Annotated in this window: 18 protein-coding genes and 1 pseudogene; 9 read left to right on the top strand and 10 right to left on the bottom strand. The window is 33.2% G+C overall.

Features of this window, described 5'->3' with window-relative positions:
• Positions 1-19: 19 nt before the first annotated feature.
• Together CAI20_RS06000 and CAI20_RS05995 are read right to left on the bottom strand one after the other, a co-directional pair.
• Positions 20-1,042 carry a hypothetical protein gene (locus CAI20_RS06000; protein ID WP_149168947.1) on the bottom strand — a complete coding sequence of 341 codons (1,023 nt, stop codon included), beginning with the start codon at positions 1,040-1,042 and terminating at the stop codon, positions 20-22.
• A gap of 85 nt (positions 1,043-1,127) precedes the next feature.
• Positions 1,128-2,504, bottom strand: a complete 1,377-nt coding sequence (locus CAI20_RS05995) for a malonyl-CoA decarboxylase (RefSeq protein ID WP_019236618.1) — start codon at positions 2,502-2,504, stop codon at positions 1,128-1,130.
• 282 nt (positions 2,505-2,786) lie between these two features.
• Here CAI20_RS05995 and CAI20_RS05990 point away from each other — a divergent pair.
• Positions 2,787-3,478 (top strand): annotated as a pseudogene (locus CAI20_RS05990) (TerC family protein).
• 220 nt (positions 3,479-3,698) lie between these two features.
• Here the strand turns inward: CAI20_RS05990 and guaA are convergent.
• The 4 genes from guaA to ccmC all read right to left on the bottom strand — a co-directional run bounded on the left by guaA (position 3,699) and on the right by ccmC (position 9,663).
• A complete protein-coding gene (gene guaA / locus CAI20_RS05985; protein ID WP_149168946.1) occupies positions 3,699-5,261 on the bottom strand; it encodes a glutamine-hydrolyzing GMP synthase in 1,563 nt (520 codons plus the stop codon).
• A 227-nt stretch (positions 5,262-5,488) separates the two neighbouring features.
• Positions 5,489-6,940, bottom strand: coding sequence for a type II secretion system protein GspD (locus CAI20_RS05980; RefSeq protein ID WP_019236615.1), 1,452 nt, complete (start codon positions 6,938-6,940; stop codon positions 5,489-5,491).
• 579 nt (positions 6,941-7,519) lie between these two features.
• Complete coding sequence (locus CAI20_RS05975) at positions 7,520-8,560, bottom strand: hypothetical protein (RefSeq protein ID WP_149168945.1); 1,041 nt, start codon at positions 8,558-8,560, stop codon at positions 7,520-7,522.
• Between the two features lie 392 nt (positions 8,561-8,952).
• A complete protein-coding gene (gene ccmC, locus CAI20_RS05970) occupies positions 8,953-9,663 on the bottom strand; it encodes a heme ABC transporter permease CcmC (protein WP_149168944.1) in 711 nt (236 codons plus the stop codon).
• 142 nt (positions 9,664-9,805) lie between these two features.
• On the opposite strand from ccmC, the gene CAI20_RS05965 reads away from it, so the two are divergent.
• Both CAI20_RS05965 and ykgO read left to right on the top strand, forming a co-directional pair.
• Positions 9,806-10,624, top strand: a complete 819-nt coding sequence (locus CAI20_RS05965) for a pyruvate, water dikinase regulatory protein (protein WP_127463643.1) — start codon at positions 9,806-9,808, stop codon at positions 10,622-10,624.
• Positions 10,625-10,693: 69 nt separating this feature from the next.
• The gene (ykgO, locus tag CAI20_RS05960) at positions 10,694-10,822 is read left to right on the top strand and encodes a type B 50S ribosomal protein L36 (RefSeq protein WP_006015378.1); all 129 of its coding nucleotides are present in this window, start codon (positions 10,694-10,696) and stop codon (positions 10,820-10,822) included.
• Positions 10,823-11,551: 729 nt separating this feature from the next.
• Here ykgO and recG read toward each other — a convergent pair.
• The gene (recG, locus tag CAI20_RS05950; RefSeq protein ID WP_149168943.1) at positions 11,552-13,591 is read right to left on the bottom strand and encodes an ATP-dependent DNA helicase RecG; all 2,040 of its coding nucleotides are present in this window, start codon (positions 13,589-13,591) and stop codon (positions 11,552-11,554) included.
• Between the two features lie 144 nt (positions 13,592-13,735).
• Here recG and CAI20_RS05945 point away from each other — a divergent pair, with 144 nt between their 5' ends.
• On the top strand, positions 13,736-14,752 hold the full coding sequence (locus tag CAI20_RS05945) for a hypothetical protein (RefSeq protein ID WP_245970139.1): 1,017 nt from the start codon (positions 13,736-13,738) through the stop codon (positions 14,750-14,752).
• A gap of 326 nt (positions 14,753-15,078) precedes the next feature.
• Here the strand turns inward: CAI20_RS05945 and CAI20_RS05940 are convergent, their stop codons facing one another.
• Positions 15,079-15,327: a hypothetical protein gene (locus CAI20_RS05940; protein ID WP_007301923.1), complete on the bottom strand. Its 249-nt coding sequence runs from the start codon at positions 15,325-15,327 to the stop codon at positions 15,079-15,081.
• A 363-nt stretch (positions 15,328-15,690) separates the two neighbouring features.
• On the opposite strand from CAI20_RS05940, the gene CAI20_RS05935 reads away from it, so the two are divergent.
• From CAI20_RS05935 to CAI20_RS05920, 3 genes are all read left to right on the top strand, one after another.
• The gene (locus CAI20_RS05935; protein WP_149168942.1) at positions 15,691-16,245 is read left to right on the top strand and encodes a hypothetical protein; all 555 of its coding nucleotides are present in this window, start codon (positions 15,691-15,693) and stop codon (positions 16,243-16,245) included.
• A 219-nt stretch (positions 16,246-16,464) separates the two neighbouring features.
• Positions 16,465-17,691, top strand: coding sequence for a tRNA (N(6)-L-threonylcarbamoyladenosine(37)-C(2))-methylthiotransferase MtaB (gene mtaB / locus CAI20_RS05925; protein ID WP_149168941.1), 1,227 nt, complete (start codon positions 16,465-16,467; stop codon positions 17,689-17,691).
• A gap of 59 nt (positions 17,692-17,750) precedes the next feature.
• On the top strand, positions 17,751-18,665 hold the full coding sequence (locus CAI20_RS05920; RefSeq protein ID WP_019236608.1) for an outer membrane protein: 915 nt from the start codon (positions 17,751-17,753) through the stop codon (positions 18,663-18,665).
• Between the two features lie 279 nt (positions 18,666-18,944).
• On the opposite strand, the gene secD is transcribed toward CAI20_RS05920, so the two are convergent.
• The gene (secD, locus tag CAI20_RS05915; protein WP_149168940.1) at positions 18,945-20,459 is read right to left on the bottom strand and encodes a protein translocase subunit SecD; all 1,515 of its coding nucleotides are present in this window, start codon (positions 20,457-20,459) and stop codon (positions 18,945-18,947) included.
• Between the two features lie 72 nt (positions 20,460-20,531).
• Complete coding sequence (locus CAI20_RS05910) at positions 20,532-20,906, bottom strand: hypothetical protein (protein ID WP_007301917.1); 375 nt, start codon at positions 20,904-20,906, stop codon at positions 20,532-20,534.
• 119 nt (positions 20,907-21,025) lie between these two features.
• Here CAI20_RS05910 and hemC point away from each other — a divergent pair, with 119 nt between their 5' ends.
• Both hemC and murB read left to right on the top strand, forming a co-directional pair.
• A complete protein-coding gene (gene hemC / locus CAI20_RS05905) occupies positions 21,026-21,904 on the top strand; it encodes a hydroxymethylbilane synthase (protein WP_007301916.1) in 879 nt (292 codons plus the stop codon).
• Positions 21,895-22,779, top strand: coding sequence for a UDP-N-acetylmuramate dehydrogenase (gene murB / locus CAI20_RS05900; RefSeq protein ID WP_017531754.1), 885 nt, complete (start codon positions 21,895-21,897; stop codon positions 22,777-22,779). Before hemC ends, murB begins: the two co-directional genes overlap by 10 nt.
• The last annotated feature ends 51 nt before the right edge of the window (positions 22,780-22,830 follow it).

The following is a 22,830-nucleotide window of genomic DNA, read 5'->3' as shown; positions in this document are numbered from 1 at the left end:
TCTCTCTTTGCTAAAAACATTAAGCTGTCCTTGCCAATGGACGGCAATGCTCATTAGCTGATGCTTGCTTCACTGTGCTACTTGGATCTTCTTGCTGTCTACACGTTTTTACTGCATCAGCAAGGCTTAGGTAAGCATCACCAACTTTAATCTTTACATCTTTATTTTTTTCTAAATCCGCATCAGTTGGTCTATCACTTATTATTCTAATACTATCATCACTGTTAGCACCTAATGTAATGCTACATTCCTTTCCGTCTACATACCAGTTAAACTTTATTCCATATTGAACTGTGGTACCTATATGATAATATCTAATCCCCTCATGTATTTTACCACTGATAAATTCTTTTTGATCTTCACTTGAAAGAAGAAAACCGGCAATATTGTTTTCTTTACAAAAATCACTATTTAAAAATTCGCTTACTTTAATATCTGTGCTTTTATTGTCTTCTTTTAGCTTAATTATTGTATAAAGAAGATCTGAATTACTATCCCTTTTGATTGACATCGCATCAATAGTGCCGTTTTCTATATACTTGCTAAACTCTGCTTTAGCTTTCTCTTCTAACTCTTTTTTCCTTGCTGCACTTTGTTCTTGTTGTTGCATGTTTTCTAGCACTTCTTTCATTTCTTTTTGGAGTGATTCGATATCCTGGATTAACCCGGATTCATCAAAGTCGAAGATCACGAATGCTTGGCCCAATCTTGTCTTCGATTCTTTAATTATGTTTACTATCTTTAAGATAGACTCTAAGTTTTGATAATGTACAATAATTTTTTGAGCATTTAGGCTACCCTTATTGCCATCCCAGTCAGAACTAATGTTATCAAATATTGAATTAAGTCCTTTATAAATGGTTATCAATTCATTTGATTCCTCTTTGCCTATTCCATTACTTTTAATACTGCTAATACAATTATTGAATAACTCTATCTCTTTAGAATCTGCAAATAATACACCATACAATTTTTTATGTGCTACTGCATCTTGTATCTTTTGTTTTAGTTTCTTTAATTCTTCTAATTCATCACTATTCATACATTTTACCTCATAAAACTATTTAATATTATATACATAAACATTAGGGAATGTTAGCACTTTCTATATGCTTGCGCACTTCCTATTATTCCTTTAACATAGCTGACACTTTTTTTGAATGAGAAATCACTTTATTAATCATATAATTCTCATGATTGTTATCTATTTTAGGCAGCTCATACAGATAATTCACCATTATTCCGGCTGACTGACTAATGCCTTTTTCAGAAGTATCAGCCATCCAGTTGATTTGTTTGATTGATGCACCATTGCTTAAATGAAAGTGTGCTACTGGATCATAAGCACCTCCACCACTGCTTTTAACCTTTAGCAAATAATGTGCACAAAGTTTCAGTAGGGACTGTTTTTCGCATTCAATGTTAGTTTTTATGCTTTCTAAAATTTCTGTACCTGATTGTTTTATATTAAGCTTACCTAATAAAGCTACGTCTTGATTTTTTAGCCATTTTGTAAATCCAGGAACTGGAGAAAGAGTTGCATACACTTTTACGCTTTTAAATTCTTGCGATAGTTTTTCTACGACTCTCTTTATTAAAAAGTTACCGAGGCTAATTCCAGATAAACCAGTTTGAGTGTTTGATATTGAATAGAATATAGCAGTACTTGCACTGCTTGGGTCACTTGAAGGAACTGACTCGTCCAAAACGTGTTGAATACTATCTGCAATCTCATTCATCAGTGCAACCTCTACAAAAATTAAAGGTTCATTTGGTATTTTGTAATGAAAGAAAGCAAAACAGAGATGATCAGAATCTAGTCTGTTTTTTAAGTCACCCCAAGAGGAAATTTTATGTACAGCTTCATATTTTATAAGTTTTTCCAACAATGATGCAGGTGAATCCCAGGTGATTTGATGAAGATCAAGTAGATCAACATCAACCAAAGTACAAAGTATACTTTTTAATTCGTTTTCTAGTGGACTTAGACTTTTATATTGATTCTTCAGCTTGAGTACATCAGAACGCATATCAACAATAAACTTAAGGCCCTCCGGTAAGGAGATAAACTGCTTCAATATTTTAGAGCGTGGTGATTCAAGGACTTTTATTAAGTCTTGTTCAAACTTATAGCTCGACTCAGAATCTTGATTTTTCTTATATACTTTCATTTCTTCATCTATTTTCGTTTTATCCGGATTGAACTTTTCTGCCAGGGTTTGTAAAAATTTTATTTGACCTGCCTCTGATAAACTCAAGTACAAATTACCAAGAGATACGGTGTTCTTACGTGCTGAGACTTCACCCCCCTTTGGGTTTAAGCATTCGTTCATCTTCAAGACTAAACTATCGACATCGCGACTACTACTTAAATCAGGGCCAATATTGCCAACCCATGACCTTACAGCATCTGCTACTTCACCTAATATTTTAAAAAATCCCTTTGTTGCTTTCTTATCTTCAACTTTTACTATATCAGTTTTTGCTAATGATTCTTTTGTCATATGTTCCTTTTATCGTGTATCTATCTTAATTTAAAGAAAAATCTTAGTCTATAAAGAAGGCATATATTTTTATGGTACAACTATTTTACAATCTATTTAAAATTTTCGTAAAGAGAGTTAGATTTTTAATTTCATTATTTCTCTTACAAAAGTACTTTTATTATAAAAATGCCCTTTTGCCTCTTTCTTTTCCGGGTAAGGCTGATTTTTTAATTACCTAGTCGAAGTTACTTAATTTTTACACATCTATTGTAAAGTACAAAATCTGACTTTGGAATGAAAATGCTAGCTGATGCTTGGACTTTATTGATAATTACGCTACTTGAAACTATACTTGGTATAGACAATTTAATCTTTATTTCTCTAGCAATAGATAAGGTGCCAAATCTGCTGAGAGAAAGAGCCCGCCTTATAGGTTTTGGCTTAGCGCTATTGATGCGTTTTGTAATACTATTTTTACATCATATATACTATCAATGCAAAAGCCTATATTTCACGCTGTATCGCTAGATATCTCAGTAAAGGATTTACTTATGATTGCAGGAGGGTTATTCCTTATTGTTAAAAGTTCTATAGAGTTATGGAGCGAAATTTTTGTACATAAGGAGAACAAAACAAAGGCAAATGTTAAATCACAATTTTTTTTAGTTGTGCTACAAATTATATTAATAGACTTAGTTTTTTCGGTTGATTCAATATTAACTGCCATAGCATTAACTCACAATATGATAATCATTGCCATAGCATTTACATTTTCCATATTAGCGATGCTATTTTCATCAAATTATACCGCTCAGGTAATAAAATCCAACCCAAGCTTAAAAGTAATTGCCATTCTATTTATTTTACTCGTCGGTGTATATCTAACACTTGAAGGGCTTCACATAGAACTACCAAAAGCATATTTGTATTCTTCATTTATGTTTGCAGTGCTTGTGGAAGCTATAAGCAAAATAAAGACAATGCGGCCTTGAAATTATTTTGCACAAGGCAAAAGTCTAATTTTTATTCCGGTGTGTGACGAATATCTGTACGAACATTTCGATGTCATCCGAGTAGCTGACACTGGTTCTTTTTTTCTGGATTCCAGCGTTACGCGCTGGAATGACATTAAATAGTTTTCCTTAAAATTTGAGTTATGCAACCAGCCTCTTTGGTGTGATTCGAGTAGCTGAAACTGGAATGAAATTATTGCTACTCCCACTCAATAGTTGCTGGTGGCTTGGAAGTTAAATCATACACAACTCGATTTACTCCGGAAACTTTGTTAACAATTATACTACTGACGTCTTGCAAAAACCTCCAAAATACTAACGAATGTTGATCTTTATTTTCAAATGGAAATGCATCAGCTGTCATGCCATCAGATGAAGTCACAGCCCTTAAAGCGCAAACATATCCGTATGTACGATTATCTCCCATAACTCCCACAGTTTTTACTGGTAACAGTACAGCAAAAGCCTGCCATATTTTATCATACAGATCATAATTTTTCATTGTGTTGATATATATTTCATCTACTTCTTGCAATATTCGTACCTTTTCTTCATCAACCTCACCTATGATCCTCACTGCAAGTCCAGGCCCAGGAAATGGATGTTGAAATATTATCTCATCTGAAAGCCCAATTTCTTTGCCAAGCAGCCTTACTTCATCTTTAAAGAGATAGCGTAAAGGTTCTACTAATTTCAGATTCATTTTTTCTGGCAACCCACCAACATTGTGATGAGATTTAATTGTACTAGTGTTTCCTGAAGCGTGCCCTGATTCAACTACATCAGAGTAAATGGTGCCTTGCATTAAAAAATCCACATCACCTATTTTTTTTGCCTCTTCTTCAAATACTTCGATAAAAGTATTGCCGATAATTTTTCGCTTTTCTTCCGGATCAGTTATTCCCTTTAACCTACTTAAAAACAAGTTTGATTTATCAACGTAATTTATTGGAATTTCTTTTAACATAGCAGTGGTCTGGCTCTTACGCAATAACCCAGTATCGATAAAAATACAGTTTAATTGTTTTCCTATAGCTTTGTGTGTAAGAACTGCTGCAACACTTGAATCAACCCCCCCACTTACTGCAGCAATTACTTTTTTCTCCCCTACTAAGTTTTGAATTTTTTCCTTCTGTTTTTCAATGAATGACTTCATTGTCCAATCTCTCTCACAATTTGCAATATCTAAGAAATTAGAGAGAAGTTTACTACCATTTGTCGTAGGCTTAACTTCAGGATGGAACTGAGTACAGTAAATCTTCCGCTCTTCGTTGGCAATTATTGCGATTGTTTGATTTATTATACCTGAGGCAATAGCAGTAAATCCTTGCGGTATAGTTTCGACACTGTCTGCATGGTTCATTAGCACATCGACTTCGGAATTAACGTCCCAAGTATCCTTTATAATTGGGGATTCTTTTAGTATCTTGATTTTAGTTTTGCCAAATTCCTGATTGAATTCTTTTCTTACCTTTGCCCCGAAATAATGACAAATGAGTTGCTGTCCATAACATATTCCAAGTATAGGAGTGTTTATTGTTTCGTTAAGTTTTATAATTTTATGTGCTACTTCACTTACTTCAGAGCAATTGTCATTTACAGATTGCGGTCCTCCAGAAAAAATAAATCCATTGAATTTTGATACTGTTTCGAAATCGATATTGCTTGGAAATATTTCACAGTAAACGCCCATTTCCCTGATTTGTCTTGCAATAAGCTGTGTAAACTGTGAACCAAAATCAATAACGGCAATTGCTGACAATGTGCTCCTCCATATTATTTAAAGCAATATTTGATAATAAAGAAAACAATAAAGTAAGTAAACTAAGACCTGTTTAAAAACTTTAATATATGACTAAAGTAACTTAAATTTACTGCAACAGATTTATGATTAAGCTGTCTTAATTATCATTCTGATACTCTCTTCTTATCATAATAGCAACCCCAACATCTTTCCTTAAGTTGATGCCATTGCCTGAACGGATACGTTTAATATATATATAAATTCCTATCTTTTATATCTAATAAACCAAGTGTTGGTACGATTGTTGCTTTCAGGAAGATGACGGTTTCTACTGTCTTAGCCAGTTTTTTTGACTTTTGATGCAATAAGTTTTGGTTATCTTTTCTATGCTCTATAAGCCCACCAATTACCATAACTTCGCCGCTCTTAATTTTTAACGTAGAGTGCATTTCTCTGGTTTCAATAATTGGAATGTCACTATTTAATTTCATTTTATTCTGTTGTGCGACATATTCTATATTTGGGTCTTTAGTGTAATTGTTAATTCTTGATAAGGTTGGGTGTATATCCATAAATATTTCGTTAGTATCAATGTTAATGCTTGGGTGGATTATTAACACCACACCTATTGGAGTGCTATTCATCTTGGTAATTAAGGCATGATTGGAGTTTCCGGTATCTTTCTGTATATCGGAAGTAAAATAGATATGGTTTTTAGTAAATGAAATCATTGCTTGCTGATTATTTATAGCATGTACTCTAGGGCTTGAAATTACGGTTGAAGTGCCAAACTTGTCTAAAGTTTTTACTAAATTTTCTAAATCAGAGTTCATTACCAGGCTAGTAATGGAACTATCTTGATTTGTTATAGATTTTGTTTCATTATGCAAATCATTTAAGTTGATACCAGAAAGGTATTTATCGTCTAATACAACTTCAACTATTTTGGCCTCGATCATTACTTGAGAAGACGCCAATTTCTTAACTTTATTAATATATTCTTCAACAGCTTTGTGAATATCTTTTCTAGCATTTAGAATAATGACACCAGCTTCTCTGTTGGATGAAAGAAATTCACCATCATCCACTCCATTAACATCCATTATTGCATTTAAGCCTTTTTCTAATGAACTCCATAAGTCACTGCTATATTGAGACTTTCTAACATTCCTGTCAGCATCGCTGCTTGTAACATTGCCACTAACGACAAAATTGCTTTGAGCAGAGTGTTGAATATTGATGAAGTCTACGTAATAATTTTGTGCATATGGCAAATCTTGTTCAATTCTAATTACACCATTATTCATTGAGTAACGCAATTTGGCGCTGTTGGCTATATTCTGAATTACTTCGTTTATGTTCTTATCTTTTAGCTTTAAAGTAATATTACCTGATATTTTGGGATCTATGTCTAAGTTAATGTCAGAAAGTTTTCCTATTTCAATCAGTAAATCCTTTACTGGTACTTTTTCATCAACATTAATCGAAAGAAACTGATTACTGGTTGTAAGATCGGGAAACTCTACCGGTAAAGGTATCATTTCTGGTATTGCTGGTTCGTTATTCTTCAAAGGAGTATTATATTGTTGCAACGAATAATCGTGCTTATAATTGTCTATATTAACAGAATGTTGCTTGTTAGGTAAATGTGTGCAAGAAATAATGAAAAGGAGTATTAAACATTTTAAAATAGCCATGAGGGCAGCATACAAATCTATACTAATAGTTTTCTATAAAAATGTTAAAAATGTATTTAATTGTATCCGTTCAGGGGAGTGGTTTAAGAAATGATAGATAGGAAATTATGAAAAGGGTTTAGCCGCATGGAAGTGGGATGAAAAGAAGCACTGGTTTCACATGCGTCTGAACAGACACCATTTTACAGCATTTTAAATTTGTCCTGTGCAATGTTTGTACAGTTGCGATAAAAATTACTTGACAAATTTTGACAGCTTTGTCACTTTGATAGTGAAGATATTCTAGAGCTCGAAATCTATCTTCGTCTGCAGACTTTTCAACTTCATTAATTTATAATCTCTAGTTAAAGTATATTGTACTTATGTATAGATAACTTCTATCATAGCTATATACATTTTTCTGAGTTTTTTTGTATTACTTAGGAGGATCATCATGTTTAAAATCATGGATTACGCATATCATTGACATAAATGCCTTAAAAGGACAGATGGTACCTACGTCCTCTTTATATAGATTATGTATTTGTTCAGATACGACTAAATTGTGTCTAGTGTAGAAAAAATTAGACAAATTCAGCCTTATATAGAACCAAATTCAACGGAAGTAGAATTATCCTCATTTCCATAATAGTAAGGATTTGCTTCTTGCGTATTATTAACAGCAGTTTTTAATAGTACTTCCTTATCACTATTCCATGCAACTTTCTCCATAATTGGAATATAATCCTTACACTTTTGATTATCTCCACAATCCTTGATTTTACCATCATCATTTAGATAACGCTTCAATGCATCATAGTATACTTTAGTGTTATTACCCTCTTTATCTATCATTTGTCCTAAGGTATTAACAAGTATCAATGGTGCAATTTGTTTTGCTTTTACAACACTTGTTTCACTGGGCTCTCTAAAGAGATTAGGACATGCTCCTCTGGAAAAAAAGCTTTTGTTGAATTCTGGATTACTATGGTAAACGTTCGGGTAACAGAAACTCTTAATCTCTTCTTCTTGACACGCTAACTCTATTTGATCATCCACACATTTTTCACATTCTATATTACCAAGCCAGGATATTGAATTAAGATCCTCTGTAAAGGCAAATTTAAAATTTACTGCACCATAATTACCATTTGCTCCCTCTTCTATATATTTTGCAATCTTAGGATTACTGTACATCTCAGGATATAATTCCTTTAGTAAATCAGATGAACTAAAACCTTGACAACCTATCTTATTATCAACTTTATAAAAATGAGAATACGGCCCACAATTTTCATACTTGGAACAATCTGAGGTTACTTTTCGAGATGTAATTTCTCCATTTTCATTCTCTCCTTCATCGGTAACAGGTTCGCCCGTACCACTTCCTTTTTTACATTCTTCAGCTATTTTTTTATACCACTCAGTCTCTGCTTTTGCTCGCTTAACTTCCTCTTCACATTTCGTAAGCTTCTTTTCTACTAGTTCAAAATCCTCTTTTACTACGGAACTATTTGTAAATTCCTTCTCAGTCGTAGTTTCACCTTCAGTGATCTCATCTATATCCTCTTCACCATAAAAAAGTTTGTTGTTATATAAATAACTATTATTAATTTGGTCACTATAGGTGTTTTTTGACATCGGAACCTCCTCTACAGTCAAAATTGAAATTGTATTAAAATAAAAAAACTACAAATTTAATGTGAGTAAAAGAAACCACATTTCAAGAAACTTCATGGTAACTTAGGAGCTATTATAAGCTAAAGTAATTAAAAATTTAATAACTTGAATTATAAATATAGCATATCTATCAATAGAAATTTTCTTTCAATTTCTATCTTATCTTCACCAGCTTTACATAGAGCACATCTTTATTCACTAGAGAATCATGATTCTTCTCCTTGCATGTGATTAATCACTATAATCTTGAAGTGTGGTTTGTACGTAATTAGTTCTGGAACTTGCCAATGGATGATTGCTCTACATTTTAATCTCTGTCGCTGTTCACAACATTACACTCTGGAACTATATACCTAATATCGCATGCTAATTTCTCTCTTTATCTTCTGCAAATTAATTAAATGAAGGGCATTAAGTATCCACACTACTAAAAAAAGTGTGGTACAAAATATAAACATTGCAATGAGTGGCAGCATTAAAGAACCTTCTATTGCTACTCCACCTTTTCTAAAAATACTTGCTGGCTGATGAAGAGTAGACCATAAATTCACAGAAAATTTTACTATGGGAATATTTATAGTACTAAAAATGGCAAATACTGCTGATGATTTCTCTGCTCTTGCTTGATTATCAAAAGCGCTCCACAATGAAAGATAACCAACATACAGAAAAAACAAAATCAGCATTGAAGTAAGCCTTGCATCCCATACCCACCAAGTACCCCATGTTCCTTTTCCCCAGATGCTACCTGTGATTAAGCATATTGCCGAAAAGACTGTCCCTGCAGGAGCAGCAGCATGTGCCAAAACACTAGCAACGCTATTGTTCCACACCAACGAAATGAAACTGAGTGATGCAATGAGTCCGTATATTCCAAGAGCAAGCCATGCAGAAGGCACATGAAGATACATAATTCGTACAATTTCTCCTTGTTTATAATCTCCTGGGGAGAAGAATAATGCCAAGAACATTCCAATTAAAAAACATGCGAAACAAATAACCCCAAGCCAAGGTAGAGCTTTTTTAGCAAAAGAAGTGAAATTTGTAGGCTTTAATAAAAACATTCGTTTTGAGAATAATTGTGTTAAGAATTTATCAATTAGTTTGAGTTTTATCAACAAGATAGTTTTTCTATATTTACGTAGTATAATAAATTAGCACAATTTCAGTAGCAGATTGCTTGCTATTATTTTTAGTATAACGTTGATGACCCTTAAAAAGCTTAACCTACACTTAGTGTCAGATTCAAGTGGTGAAACTGTTATATCAGTTGCAAAATCAGCTCTGAAACACTTTCGTTCTGTAGAAACGATCGAATATGTTTGGTCTTTCGTAAAAGGAGAAGAGCAGATTGACAAAATTTTAGAGGAAATTAATAGAAAAAGTGATGAGCATAATTTTGTTATATGCACTATTACTAATGATGAGCTAAGAAAATATCTAAAAGATAATTGTATCAAGTTAAAAATTCCATATCGAGCAATATTATCACATATTATTAGAGAAATCTCATCCTATCTTGAAATTGAAAAGGATGAAAAACTTGACCTGTATACTGAAATAAATAACGAGTATTTTCAGCGCATTGAGGCAATAAACTATACCATTAATCATGATGATGGACAAAATATTCAAGATATTGATAAAGCCGATATAATTTTGGTTGGAGTTTCACGCACATCAAAATCTCCCACCAGTATGTATTTAGCTTACCGAGGCTATAAAGTTGCAAATGTTCCTTTTGTTAGCGAGATACCCTTTTACGTCGACTTAGCAAAATTAAAAAATAAACTGACTATAGGAGTAACAATAGACGTAAGAAGGCTAATAGAAATACGCAAAAATAGACTGACTTCAATTAATAATGAAGGTAATAATATATATGCTGACCCTAGAAAAGTAGAAAAGGAAATTAAAGAAGCAGAGGAGTTCTTTAAGCAAAATAACTGGCCAATTATTGATGTCACGCAAAGGTCAATCGAAGAAGTATCAGCAACAATTATACAGTATTTTAATAAAATGTGAAAAATTTATCAATTGACTAACTCTCTGTCAGTGATCATAATGTAAGGTAATTCTATTCTTACTGTAGATATGAAAGTTAAAGGTTCACTAAAATCTCATCGTAACAGAGATAAAAATTGTAAAGTTGTGAAAAGGGGTGGTAAGGTTTATATTATAAATAAGGTAAAGCCAAGATGTAAAGCGCGTCAAGGTTCTTAGCTTTTTGTTTTCCTTTTTATGTCATATGTTTTTCATATGGAAGCATGGTTAGAAAGAAACAAAAACTGTTGCATAGCACTGCCCATTTCTTCTCTTACATTATATTTTGGTATTAACATGATTACAGGCAGACGTGGCTTGTTAACATTAATTAACTTAAAAAAAAGAAATTAATTACGTGCGTCAACAAGTCCATGAATTTTAGTTCCACCCTAAGCCCTCTTGAGCTTGAGAATTTTTCTATATATAGGCTGAGCATGAATGACATCTGATCATCAATTATGCAAATCTTGTTGTGCATACTTAAGTCATTTTGCCAAAATTCCCTTTTTGCATCACCTTTTAAACCTCTTGTGTATACTTCTGTAATTGTGGTAAATTTTTGATCATTGGCAGCCACTTCTCCACACTGCTTCCATACATATTCTCAACTTCTTCTCGCTTTTACTGTGTATTCCTTTTGTGCTCTTTAAAACGGTACCTTCTATATATATATTTATTGTCATTAGGCTAAGTTACCGCTTTTTTTCCATTTTTATACTTCCTGCCCTTGATTAATTTGACCTGCTAACATTTTGTTTACAGGGCCTGCTATTAACTCTGCACAATTTATTCTTATGGTAAAAACTTCTTCTTCACTCTTATTTTTCCTTAACTTGACGCATATGGTTTGTTAAATACTCCCGTCTGTCAAGGAATTTCTACTCATGAAGGTTATGGCTTGGAAGATTACTGAAATTTTGAAAAATGTAGTCTACTTCTATATTCAAATATATCAAGCAGTAATTCAAAATTAGCTATTGTACCTTTTGCACTATTATATGCAAGGTTGAGCAATTCTCTGTCCTCATATAAATCAGCAAATTTAAACTCCATGCACCCTGATTGTTTTGTGCCTAGAATATCTCCGCTACCCCTCAGCATCATATCCTTTTCAGCAATATAAAATCCATCTTGTGACTCACACATAATCTTTAACTTTGAATACGAACTTTTACTGAGATTGTCATATAACAGTACACAAAAAGACGGTTTATTTCCTCGTCCTACTCTACCTCTTAACTGATGTAATTGCGATAACCCGAACTGCTCTGCATTCTCTATAATCATAATAGTTGCATCTGGTACATCTATGCCAACTTCTATCACAGTGGTTGCAACAAGCAGAGAAAATTCATTTCTCTTGAAGGAAAACATCACTTGATCTTTCTGCTCTTGAGTTAGTTTTCCGTGTATTATTCCGACTCTATCAAAAAATGTCTTTTGTAGTTCCTGAAAGCGCATTTCTGCTGCGGCAATATTGAGTTCTTCGTTTTCTTCTATGTATGGACAAATCCAATATGCTTTTTCGCCTCTATTTATAGCATTTTTCAGTCTTTGAATAATATCTGATACTTTTTTAACGTTCATAATAACGGTTTTTATTGGCAATCTAGATTTTGGTTTTTCCCTTAAAATAGAACATTCAACATCACCATACATAGCTTGCTGCAAGGTTCTTGGAATGGGAGTTGCAGTAACAAAAAGTATATCGGTATTTTCTCCTTTTCCTACCAACCGATTCCTCTGTATCACTCCAAATCGCTGTTGTTCGTCTATGACTGCGAGTCCTAAATTTTTAAATGTAACGTTAGCTTGAAATAATGCATGAGTACCAATTACTATATTTAAAATACCACTTGCAAGTTCGTTCATAATAATCTTTCTTTCCTTGCTCGCAGTTTTACCGGTAAGCAAAGCAACTTTTATATCAGTACAAGATAGAGCTTCTTCGATCCAATTATAATGTTGCTCAGCCAAGATAGTAGTTGGTGCCATTAGAGCTGCTTGCATGTTATTTTCTACCACATTCAGCATCGCAAAGAGTGCAACTACAGTTTTGCCACTCCCAACGTCACCTTGCAGCAGACTTACCATGCGGTATCTGGATTTTTGTCTTTCTGAGATTTCATCTATCGCTCGAATTTGATCATTTGTTAATTGGAACGGTAATTCATTTAAGACCTGCTCTTTGTATTTACTCAATATTATAAATTCTTTTCCCTCTTTTTTTACATGATTTTCCCTTGCAAGCTTTAGTGCCAACTGGTACGCAAATAGCTCATCATAAGCAAGTCTTTCTCTGCAAACTTCTGCTTCTGCGAGTGAGCTCGGTCTGTGCAATCTTATGATGCTTTCTTTCCAATTCAGCCATTTCTTTTGCTTGATTAATGTTTCATCTATCCACTCTGGCAAATCAGGCAAATCTTTTAGATTAGAACTTATTATGTTTCTAATGCTCTTGTTAGTAATACCGCGACATAATTGGTAAACTGGCTCTATGCAGGCTATTTCTTTAAATTGATTGATATCAGATAACATATAATCTGGGTGAGTAATTTGCCAATGTTCGGCAAACTTTTCAAGTTTACCACTGATTACTATATCTGTTCCAACTGGAAATAATTTATACAAATATTTAACTGAGTAATTAAAAAAAACTATAAATAAATACTGACTTTCACTTTCAACGATTATTTTATATGGCCTACCTCTAACAGTGGGGCGCTGGTGCTCATACACTTTTGCCATAAAAGTTGTAAATTCTCCTACTTGAGCATCAGGTAGTGATTTACTTCTATCCACATAACTGAGCGGCCTATAAAACAGCAAGTCCATTACTCTGTCTCCACCGCAAAGTTTAGGCAATATTGCGGAATGAAACTTTGGTATATTCTCAATTTTACTATTTAGAAAAGTCAGCACACTTGACTGCTCATCAACATTCATACTGTGTAAAACCGTTTATTCATAATAGAGCCTTACTAAAATCCTGTCACCCTATTATGACTGTCTATGTTAAGTATATTATTGACATATTAACTATTTTTATGTATTATTATACTATCAGCAATTCATATCAAAGTATTAACAATGAACAACTCTACACAGGAAAAAAATGAAAATCCAGTCGTTACACTAAAAGCTCAGGCAGAAAAGTTTGATTTCAGTAAGTTAAGAGCTTCAAGAGATAATAAAGCAGCAAATTCTGGTGAAGCTATATATAAAGATTTTGATAGAATGGACTTTGTTATTAAAGACAGAAATATAGACAAAATCTTAATTAAAGCGCTGGTAAACAGAAATAAGGAAGGATTTGATAAGATTTGGGAAGAATATTGTGAAGATCCGGAAATCCCTAGTGATAAAAAAACTGATCAATATAAAGAAGAGATTAAAAGATTTTACGATTTAGGTAAAGAACACACGCATCTATTACCGAAAGAAGGAGATAAAAACAAGAGTTATCGTGCATTTGCAAAAGAAGTTTTTAAGGAAATATTTGAATATGCCAACGCTCAGGTTCCAAGTGACTCTATCTTAGAGGAATTGGTTACCAATTGTAATCAGGCAGGGTATGAAGCTGGTGTATTTATAGAATCTCAATTTGCACTTAGCCAACATTCATTGAAAATACTCTCACCTAAAAAAGTTATAAATATCTATTATGTTGACCAAAATAATGTGAGTGTTAGATCTGATATGACATTACCAATACTCTCCCAAGAGAGTGATGTTCAATTAGGTGACAAGGTATGCGATCTATCCAGCTCACTAGAATTTACACTTGAATCTCAAGATGGGAAAGATGATGTGATATATAAAGATGGCAAATTGTCACTTACTGTGCCTAGAAAATTGAGAGATTACAAAATTGATGGCAGAAGTTTATTTGATACCATTAAAGAATATTTCTACAAATTCTGCGAGAAGTTAGGATTCAAGTTTGAAGTAGAAATAGAACACAATTTTGAAGAAGAAGATTCTTTATATGAAGGTGAGGAGTATAACTTTGAGGGAGCACGTCTTGTGTTTCAAGAACAACCTCAAAACTATATAGAAGATCCAGATGTGGATCCTCTTAATAAAAAACGTGAAATTTCACCTTGATAATATGTACTAGACGCAACTTAATCTGACAGAAAAACTAATGTCAATCTCTATGTTTGATGCTACTAATATTTTTCTAAAAAGCAATATGCTTGCTATCAAGAAAAGTCTGCATAGCAATATTTACCTAAATGAGGCCTTGTCTCAATTCCTAAATATAGCTGTGATTTTCTGGTTTATCATAGCCCATATCAGTCAAAATGCGCGATAATAGCACCATCAAAGAAAGATATATTAAAAAGATTAGCGGCAGTAATTGCAGTTTTCTCTGTTTGCCATAGCAACTCTTGAGTAGGTATCAATAATAATGATAATCTATATATCTGCTATAAAACCTCGAGATCCGTAGAATAGGGCTGACTAAGGTTCTCATACATTCCTGTATGCTGAGAACATAAAAGCTCTTTTGATTCTATTCCTAAATCCTCAAGTATTTGCTCCTGTTCAGCTATAAGTTCTAATAGCCCTGTTCCACTTTCACTTACTTCACTTCGTTCAAGACACATAAGTTCTGTTAACTCTGCTATGTCTTCTCTAGAAAGCTGATTTTTTTCAGAAAAAGTTGCTTCACTCATATGGTCCTCTTTTTGATATAAAGAGTATCTTATACAAGAGAATAACTAAAATAATCTAAACTCTTGTGTCATATTTGTAGCTTGGTGTAGTTATATGGTACATTTCAGATAAGAGTACTGATTATCTAATTGTAGGAGAAGACTTAGTCAAAATATAAAAAAGCAGTGGAATTGGGGGTGGTAAATTCAGAAGTGTCTGAATAACTGTGTGAACTAAGTTCGGAGGAGAATAGTATCAAGAAAGGAGAAAATTATATGGTCTTACCTTTATTGATGTATTAATTGAGAAGAGTTCTTAAAAGTTAATGTTTTGTTAGTTGTTTTATACTAAAATAGGCATATATAAATAATTAGGAGAATGTTATGCGGTCTAATTCCAATTCACTTAATAAATACGGATATGTATCTGATGCAAATGGATTGTCTCACCAACAAATGGGAATGTATGATGATTTAGGGAGATATGAAGTTGCTGATGAAGATATGATGTACCAAAAAAACTATGGTATTATTGGTGATAGTTTAAAAAAAGTAACAAATCTGACTGGAGATACAGCAAAGAGTATAGCAGATTACCTTATTAAACCTGTTAGTGATCAGGTTGCAAAGCAAATCGTTGTTCCATTAGGAACGGAGATTATAAGTAAAATTGTCGTACCTATTACAAAGAAAGTTGCAGAACAAAATCAAGACATGATAAAAGAGCTAACAGATAAACTCATGGTTCGCGTGGGAGATTTTGCTCGGTTACAAATAGAAAAATTAAAAGAAGACGTAAAGCAAGAGATAACATCAATACCAGGTAAAGTTTTAGAGAAGATAAAACCTTCTTCATGGCTTCCATGGAAAGCAGAAAGTTTGGATGAAGCTTATTCTGACACTTATGTACCAAATGATATAGATGAATTTGCATGGTAGAGCTTCAAGGTTTAGCAAAATGTTTTTTGGTTTATATTCGCTTGAGGTTAACATCATTGGCCTTAAGCTTTTTTTAATGCTAAATGATCTTACTGTATATCTACAAATTCTTCCTGTGATTTTCAACTCTAGAGGTTATGCTTAAATTATAATATCTACCAAAAAAATAGTCATTTTGCTTGGATATTTGATATAATTTAGATCTATTAAAGCAAAAGCATGAATGAAGTAATAACATTTGGTTGTCGTCTAAATTTCTACGAGAGTGAGTTAATCAAAGAAGCATTAAAAAAAGCAAAGAGAGAAAATGTTGTTGTAGTGCATAGCTGTGCAGTGACAAACGAAGCAGAACGCCAAGTGAAGCAAAAAATACGTAAGATCTATAAAAACGACCCAAGTAAAGAAATTATCGTAGTTGGCTGTGCCGTTCAATTAGATCCTAAATCATATAGTGATATTCCTGGTGTAAGTAAAGTGCTAGGTAATCAAGACAAGCTAAGAGCTGAAAATTATCTACTAAATAATGATGAAATCTTAGTCAGTGATAACCAAGTAGAACCTATTCTCATTAATGGATTTGAAGATAAATCAAGGGCATTTATTGAAATTCAAAATGGTTGTAATCATAGTTGTACATTTTGCTCAATTACTGAGGCAAGAGGAAATAATCGATCTGTGCCAGTAAACAATATTATAGAGCAAATTAAGATTTTTATAGAAAATGGGTATCAAGAAGTGGTGTTTACAGGTGTTGATATTACTGACTTTGGTACAGATTTGTTTGGTAAGCAATCACTTGGTTCGATGGTTAGGAGAGTTTTAAAGGATATACCACAGTTAAAGAGACTAAGACTTTCCTCTATTGATGTTGCTGAAGTTGATGATGAACTAATGGATTTAATAGCTAATGAGTCAAGACTTATGCCTCACTTACACTTGAGTCTACAGTCTGGTAATAATTTAATACTAAAGAGAATGAAACGTCGTTACAATAGAGAACAAGTGATAGAATTTTGTCATAAAATGAAGAGCTTAAGACCTAATATAGCATTTGGCGCTGATATTATTGCTGGATTTCCAACAGAAACTGATGAAATGTTTCAGGATACAGTTGATTTACTGAAAAAAATAAATGTAGTTTATCTACATGCTTTTCCATATTCAGAGCGGAAAAACACACCTGCTGCACGGATGCCACAAATATCAGAGAATGTACGTAAAGAACGAGTAAAGCATCTAAGAGAAATAAATAAAGAAATGATGAGCAGTTTTTATCAATCTTTGCTCGGCACTGAGCAAAGCGTTTTGGTTGAGCAGAATAATATTGGTAGAACAGAAAATTTTGCATTAATAAAACTTACATCAAGAGTTCAAGCTAAAAGTATTGTGAAAGCTCATGTTAAAGGAATAGAAAATAATTGTTTAATTGGAAATATTATTTCTTAATTTTTGTACATTAAAGGAATATATGATATAGTAGTTATACTATAAGTGATAATTCATTTATGATAATTAGAATATCTATTGCTTTATTTTTCATCTTCATTCCGTGTGTCTATTTTTTTATTACTTATATCAGTAACAATACACACATTGAGCAAGTGCAGCCCTTAAAATTAGAAACGGACAATAATGAAAGTGTGATACATTCTGAAGAAGTTACTGAAAAAGAAGTGCCAATAAAATGTCAAGAACTTGAAAGTAGTTCACCTTCTGTTTTCCAAGTAGCTAATCAGAAAAATATATGGCCAAGTATTGCAGATCAAGCTGAACCTACAAAGGAAAAATCAAAAAAACTTGATTTCTATGTTAGTGCTAATGGTGGTAAGATATATTCTGATAGCTCAGAAGTATTTGTGGAGGGTATACGTGCAATAGGAAAAAGAATTCTTGCTTTAGCTGAGGGCCGTTATGGTGGTTTTCTTTTAGACCTATTCTTAGGAGATGAAATTAAAAACATAAAAAAATTTAACGGTAAAATTGATTTTCAGTGGCTTAGCAGCATATCTGTAGGTTACTATGCTGGAGAAAATGGCCGAGTTGATTTTGAGACCATGTATTCTAAAGTCAATATTGAAGATAGTAACTCTCCTCCGGTATTTGATAAATCAGCAAGTGTATCTGCATTCTTATTAAATTTTTACTATAACCCTAATGTTCAAAATACTCAATTTGCTCCGTATATTGGTCTTGGTATAGGATCAACAGTTTTTAGATTAAAAAGGATTGATAAATCATCTAAAAATTTAATGCCACTGAATGTTCCTTGGCTTGTTTATCAAATAAAGCTTGGTGTTGATTACTCAGTAATTCCAGAAGTTAAAACCTTTCTCGGCTATCGTTACTTTAATATTCCAACACCTATTGCAGACGATATATCCACTCATAATATTGAAGTTGGTTTGATGTTTAATTTTTAGTAATAATATCTTTTCAATTCTAATATCCTGATTTCCATTCAGAAATTTGATAAATCTATCCATATCTTTAATCTTATGGCCATATCCTTTGTGATAGCCTGAAGATGGTTTCTGTTTCTTTTTTCCTTTTCTTCCACAAATATATTGGTTTTATGCTCACTAAATTGGTGAGCATGTTACAACGTTTTTGACGACGAAAAGACTGGATAGCTACTTTCATGACAACCATTTAGTTGTCTTTTCTCGTCTATCTTATTTTGTCACTCTGCTGAACAGATACTAAAGTACTAGCTTTTGTGGGTTGATGCACAATTCTATCAGAAGTTTTGTGACTATAATTGCAGAAAACATCGAGCATAAAACTCCTATCGATAAAGTGATAGAAAATCCTCTAATTGCTCCGCTACCAATAATGAACATTATTCCTGAAGCAATTAGTGTAGTGAGGTTTGAATCAAGAATTGTTTTTATTGCGTTTTTAAATCCTTCTTCAATGGCACGAGCTGTTCTTTTTCCTGCTCTTATTTCTTCGCGGATGCGTTCAAATATTAAAACATTTGCATCCACTGACATGCCAACAGTTAGCGCAATTCCAGCAATTCCAGGGAGAGTAAGAGTTGCTTCAAGTAAGGTAAGAATGAGTAGTATAGAGATTACATTAAAAACGAGTGCAACAGACGCTAATAAGCCTAATTTGCCGTAAGTAATGATTATAGATAAACCAACGGCTATGATAGAGATTATTGCTGCAATTTCTCCTGCTTTTATTGACTCTTCTCCAAGGCTTGGACCAATGTTTTTTTCTTCAATTATTTTAAGTGGTGCAGGTAGTGCACCTGATTTTAAAAGTATTGCAAGTTCACTCGCTTGTTTTTCAGTGAAATTACCGCTAATTTCTCCCTCTCCATTTAGAATAGGTTCACGTATTGTTGGTACAGTTAAGACTGTGTTATCTAAAACAATTGCAAAAGGCTTTCCTACATTTTCTTTAGTAATTTTTGCAAATTTTTTACTTGCTATGCTGTCGAATTTGAAATGTACTGTTGGTTTACCTAAATTGCCAAATCTAACTGATGCGTTAACTAATGAATCACCGCCTATTTCAGTTTTGCGGAATATCGGGTAGGAATTATCCAAAGAATCCTTGAGCATAATCGTAGTGTCATGATCGATATCTTGCATTTTAGCTACATTGGTGTTTGCCAAATGGAAGGCCAGCTTGGCTGTTTTGCCAAGCAGAGATTTTATCTGCTGAGTGTCTTCTACTCCAGGAACTTGGACTAATATCTTATTTTGTCCTTGTTTTTGCACACTTACTTCCTTAGTACCAAGCTTATCTAAGCGTCTTTGAACATTAACTATTGACTCTGAAACTACTTCATTGATTAATGAATTCTTATAATGCGGTTTATATGAAATGAAAATTGCAGTATTTTTTCTACTCAATTCTAAATTTTGGTTTATTTTATGTATTAACGTTGAAACTTTTTTGTAATCATCAATATTATTTAAAGTTACAACCACTTGTTTATCGTTTTTTGCGCTAAATTCAATCTTTTGTGTTAACAGACCTTCTTTTATTTCATCGGTTAGCATGCTTAGTTTCTCTTTGAAGTAAAAATCTAAGTCTACATTTAGAAGCAGAGATGATCCACCTTTCAGGTCAAGCCCTAAATTTATTCTCTTTTTTGAGGTAAAGAACTTATTATCAATAAAATTTGGCAGTATTATATATAAGGACAGCAAAAAAATTAGTAACACTGAAAGAGATTTAACTATTATCTTGTTTGGCATAAATTTAAACTATATTAGTGCATTGTAGACCGAATAGTTGCTAATCACAAGCACCTAAAAGATTAGGACCGCCTAAAGCCCTGATCTATAATTGATGGTCTGCGTTTGTTTTTCTAAAATATCATTATAAATCCATGAATGAGGTTCAGAGGTAGCTTTAAGATTCTCTATTTGTTTATTTTTTCTAATGCTATCAATCGGAAGGTAAATGCATAAACCAAGTATTGAGAAAGTAACTATGGTAGCTGGTATGTGAATAGCAAGAAATTCACTATAACTTGGATCTTTCCAACCGAGAGGACTAGATAGAGAAGGATGAGAGGAAAATCTGGGAATTGCTACTACTGCACTTAATGCTGTTAGAATAATAGCGACAGTAGTACATACAAGAGGTAAAATATTCTTTTTATTAAATCTGCCATTAGAATCTTTTAAAATATCAAACATACATACTCCTAGATTACTAAATGTTCGTGATACTAAGGGCTAATTGTAAAATGTTCAATAACTAAATTGGAGATAATAAAAAATGGGCATAGAATATAGACATATAATATGAAGGATATATGCTAGTTAAAATAGGTACGAGAGGAAGCGACCTTGCGCTCATCCAAGCTTTGGAAGCAAAACAAAGATTATTAGAGTCTTTTCCTAATCTATCCGTTGAGATCATTAAAATCAAAACTTCTGGTGATAAATATGCTAATGTAACCCTTGCTGAAATAGGAGGTAAAGGACTGTTCCTCAGGGAGATTGAGGCTGAATTACTCAAAAATAATATAGATATGGCGGTTCATTCGCTAAAAGATGTACCTGCGTTTTTCTCGAAGGACTTAACAATTCCTTGTGTTTTAGAGAGGCTAAGTCCATGTGATGTATTTATTTCTCATAAATATAAGAGCCTAAAAACTTTGCCACAGCAGGCTACAATTGCAACTTCTTCAATAAGAAGAAAAGTTCAGCTGTTAAATCTCAGGCCAGACTTAAATGTAGTGCCACTGCGTGGAAATGTGACAACTAGACTGCAAAATCAGAATTTTGATGGAATGATTTTAGCTGAAGCAGGGCTGATAAGATTAAAAAAATATCACTTAATTACAGAGGTATTGCCACCAAAAGTCATGTTAAGCGCAGTAGGGCAGGGGACAATTTGCATTCAATGCCGAAAGAATGATATAAAAGTTATCGATCTTTTAGAGAAAATTAATAATAATATGTCTTTTATAAGGGCAAAATCAGAGCGCAGTTTCATGAAGACAGTAAATGGTTCATGCTTTACACCGCTTGCAGCTTTAGCAGAATATGTGAGTGAAAACATGCTACATCTTTATTGTATGTTAGCGGGCGAGAGAGTTATATACTTTACTGAACGCACTTCGTTTGTAGAAGATGCAGAAAAAATGGGTATGGATGCAGGATTAGAGTTAAAATCAAAATGCTTATAAGCTTACCTAAAGTATGTGGAATCTACCGTTATAATGTTTCAATGTCTAAAATGACTTGGTTAAATGTTGGTGGCCAAGCTGATGTACTATTTAAGCCACGTGACATTGAAGATCTAATGTGCTTGATAAAAGATGCGGAGTTACCAATTAGCGTTATCGGTGCAACATCCAACATAATAGTGCAAGATAGTGGCATTCGAGGAATAACGGTGAAATTAGGTAAGGAATTTGCGTATATTAAATGTAAAGATAATAGCTCCATAGTTGCAGGTGGTGCTGCACTGCTTAGTAACCTTGCCTACTTTGCAGGGGAACAGCAAATTAGTGGGCTTGAGTTTCTTGCTGGAATTCCAGGAACAGTTGGCGGTGGAATAGAAATGAATGCAGGTGCATATGGTAGTGATATTGCGAGTGTTGTAAAATTTATAAGGGCAGTGAATCTAGAAGATGGAAATTTATATGAATTCTCCAGCGAAGAAATGGGATATTTTTATCGTGGACATAGTCTAAAAGGCAGGTGGATTTTTATTGAAGCTGAATTTAAAGGAGTAAGTTCAGAGTATGAGCTTATATTGCAAAGATTGAAAGAAGTTATTGATAAAAAAAATAAAAGTCAACCAGTAAGAGGAAAAACTGCTGGTTGTATATTCAAAAATCCAATAGGCTGCAAGGCATGGAAACTGATTGATGAATCTGGCTGCCGAGGATTAGATAATGGTGTAGCTAAAATTTCTAAGAAACATTGTAATTTTCTACTCAATTACAATAATGCAACTGCACTTGACTTAGAAAACCTTGGCAACAGAGTAAAAGATGCAGTAAAAGATAAATTTAACATTGAACTTGAGTGGGAGATAAGGGTTTTGGGTAGGTAACTTCTAACCTTCTCTAATATGACCTATTTCAATTGAGTACACTTCAATTTA

This window comes from Wolbachia endosymbiont of Chrysomya megacephala (genome assembly GCF_008245065.1).
In the GTDB taxonomy this organism is placed as follows: domain Bacteria; phylum Pseudomonadota; class Alphaproteobacteria; order Rickettsiales; family Anaplasmataceae; genus Wolbachia.
Note: the sequence above shows the minus strand (reverse complement) of the source record. Positions and strands in the feature narration are given on the sequence as shown.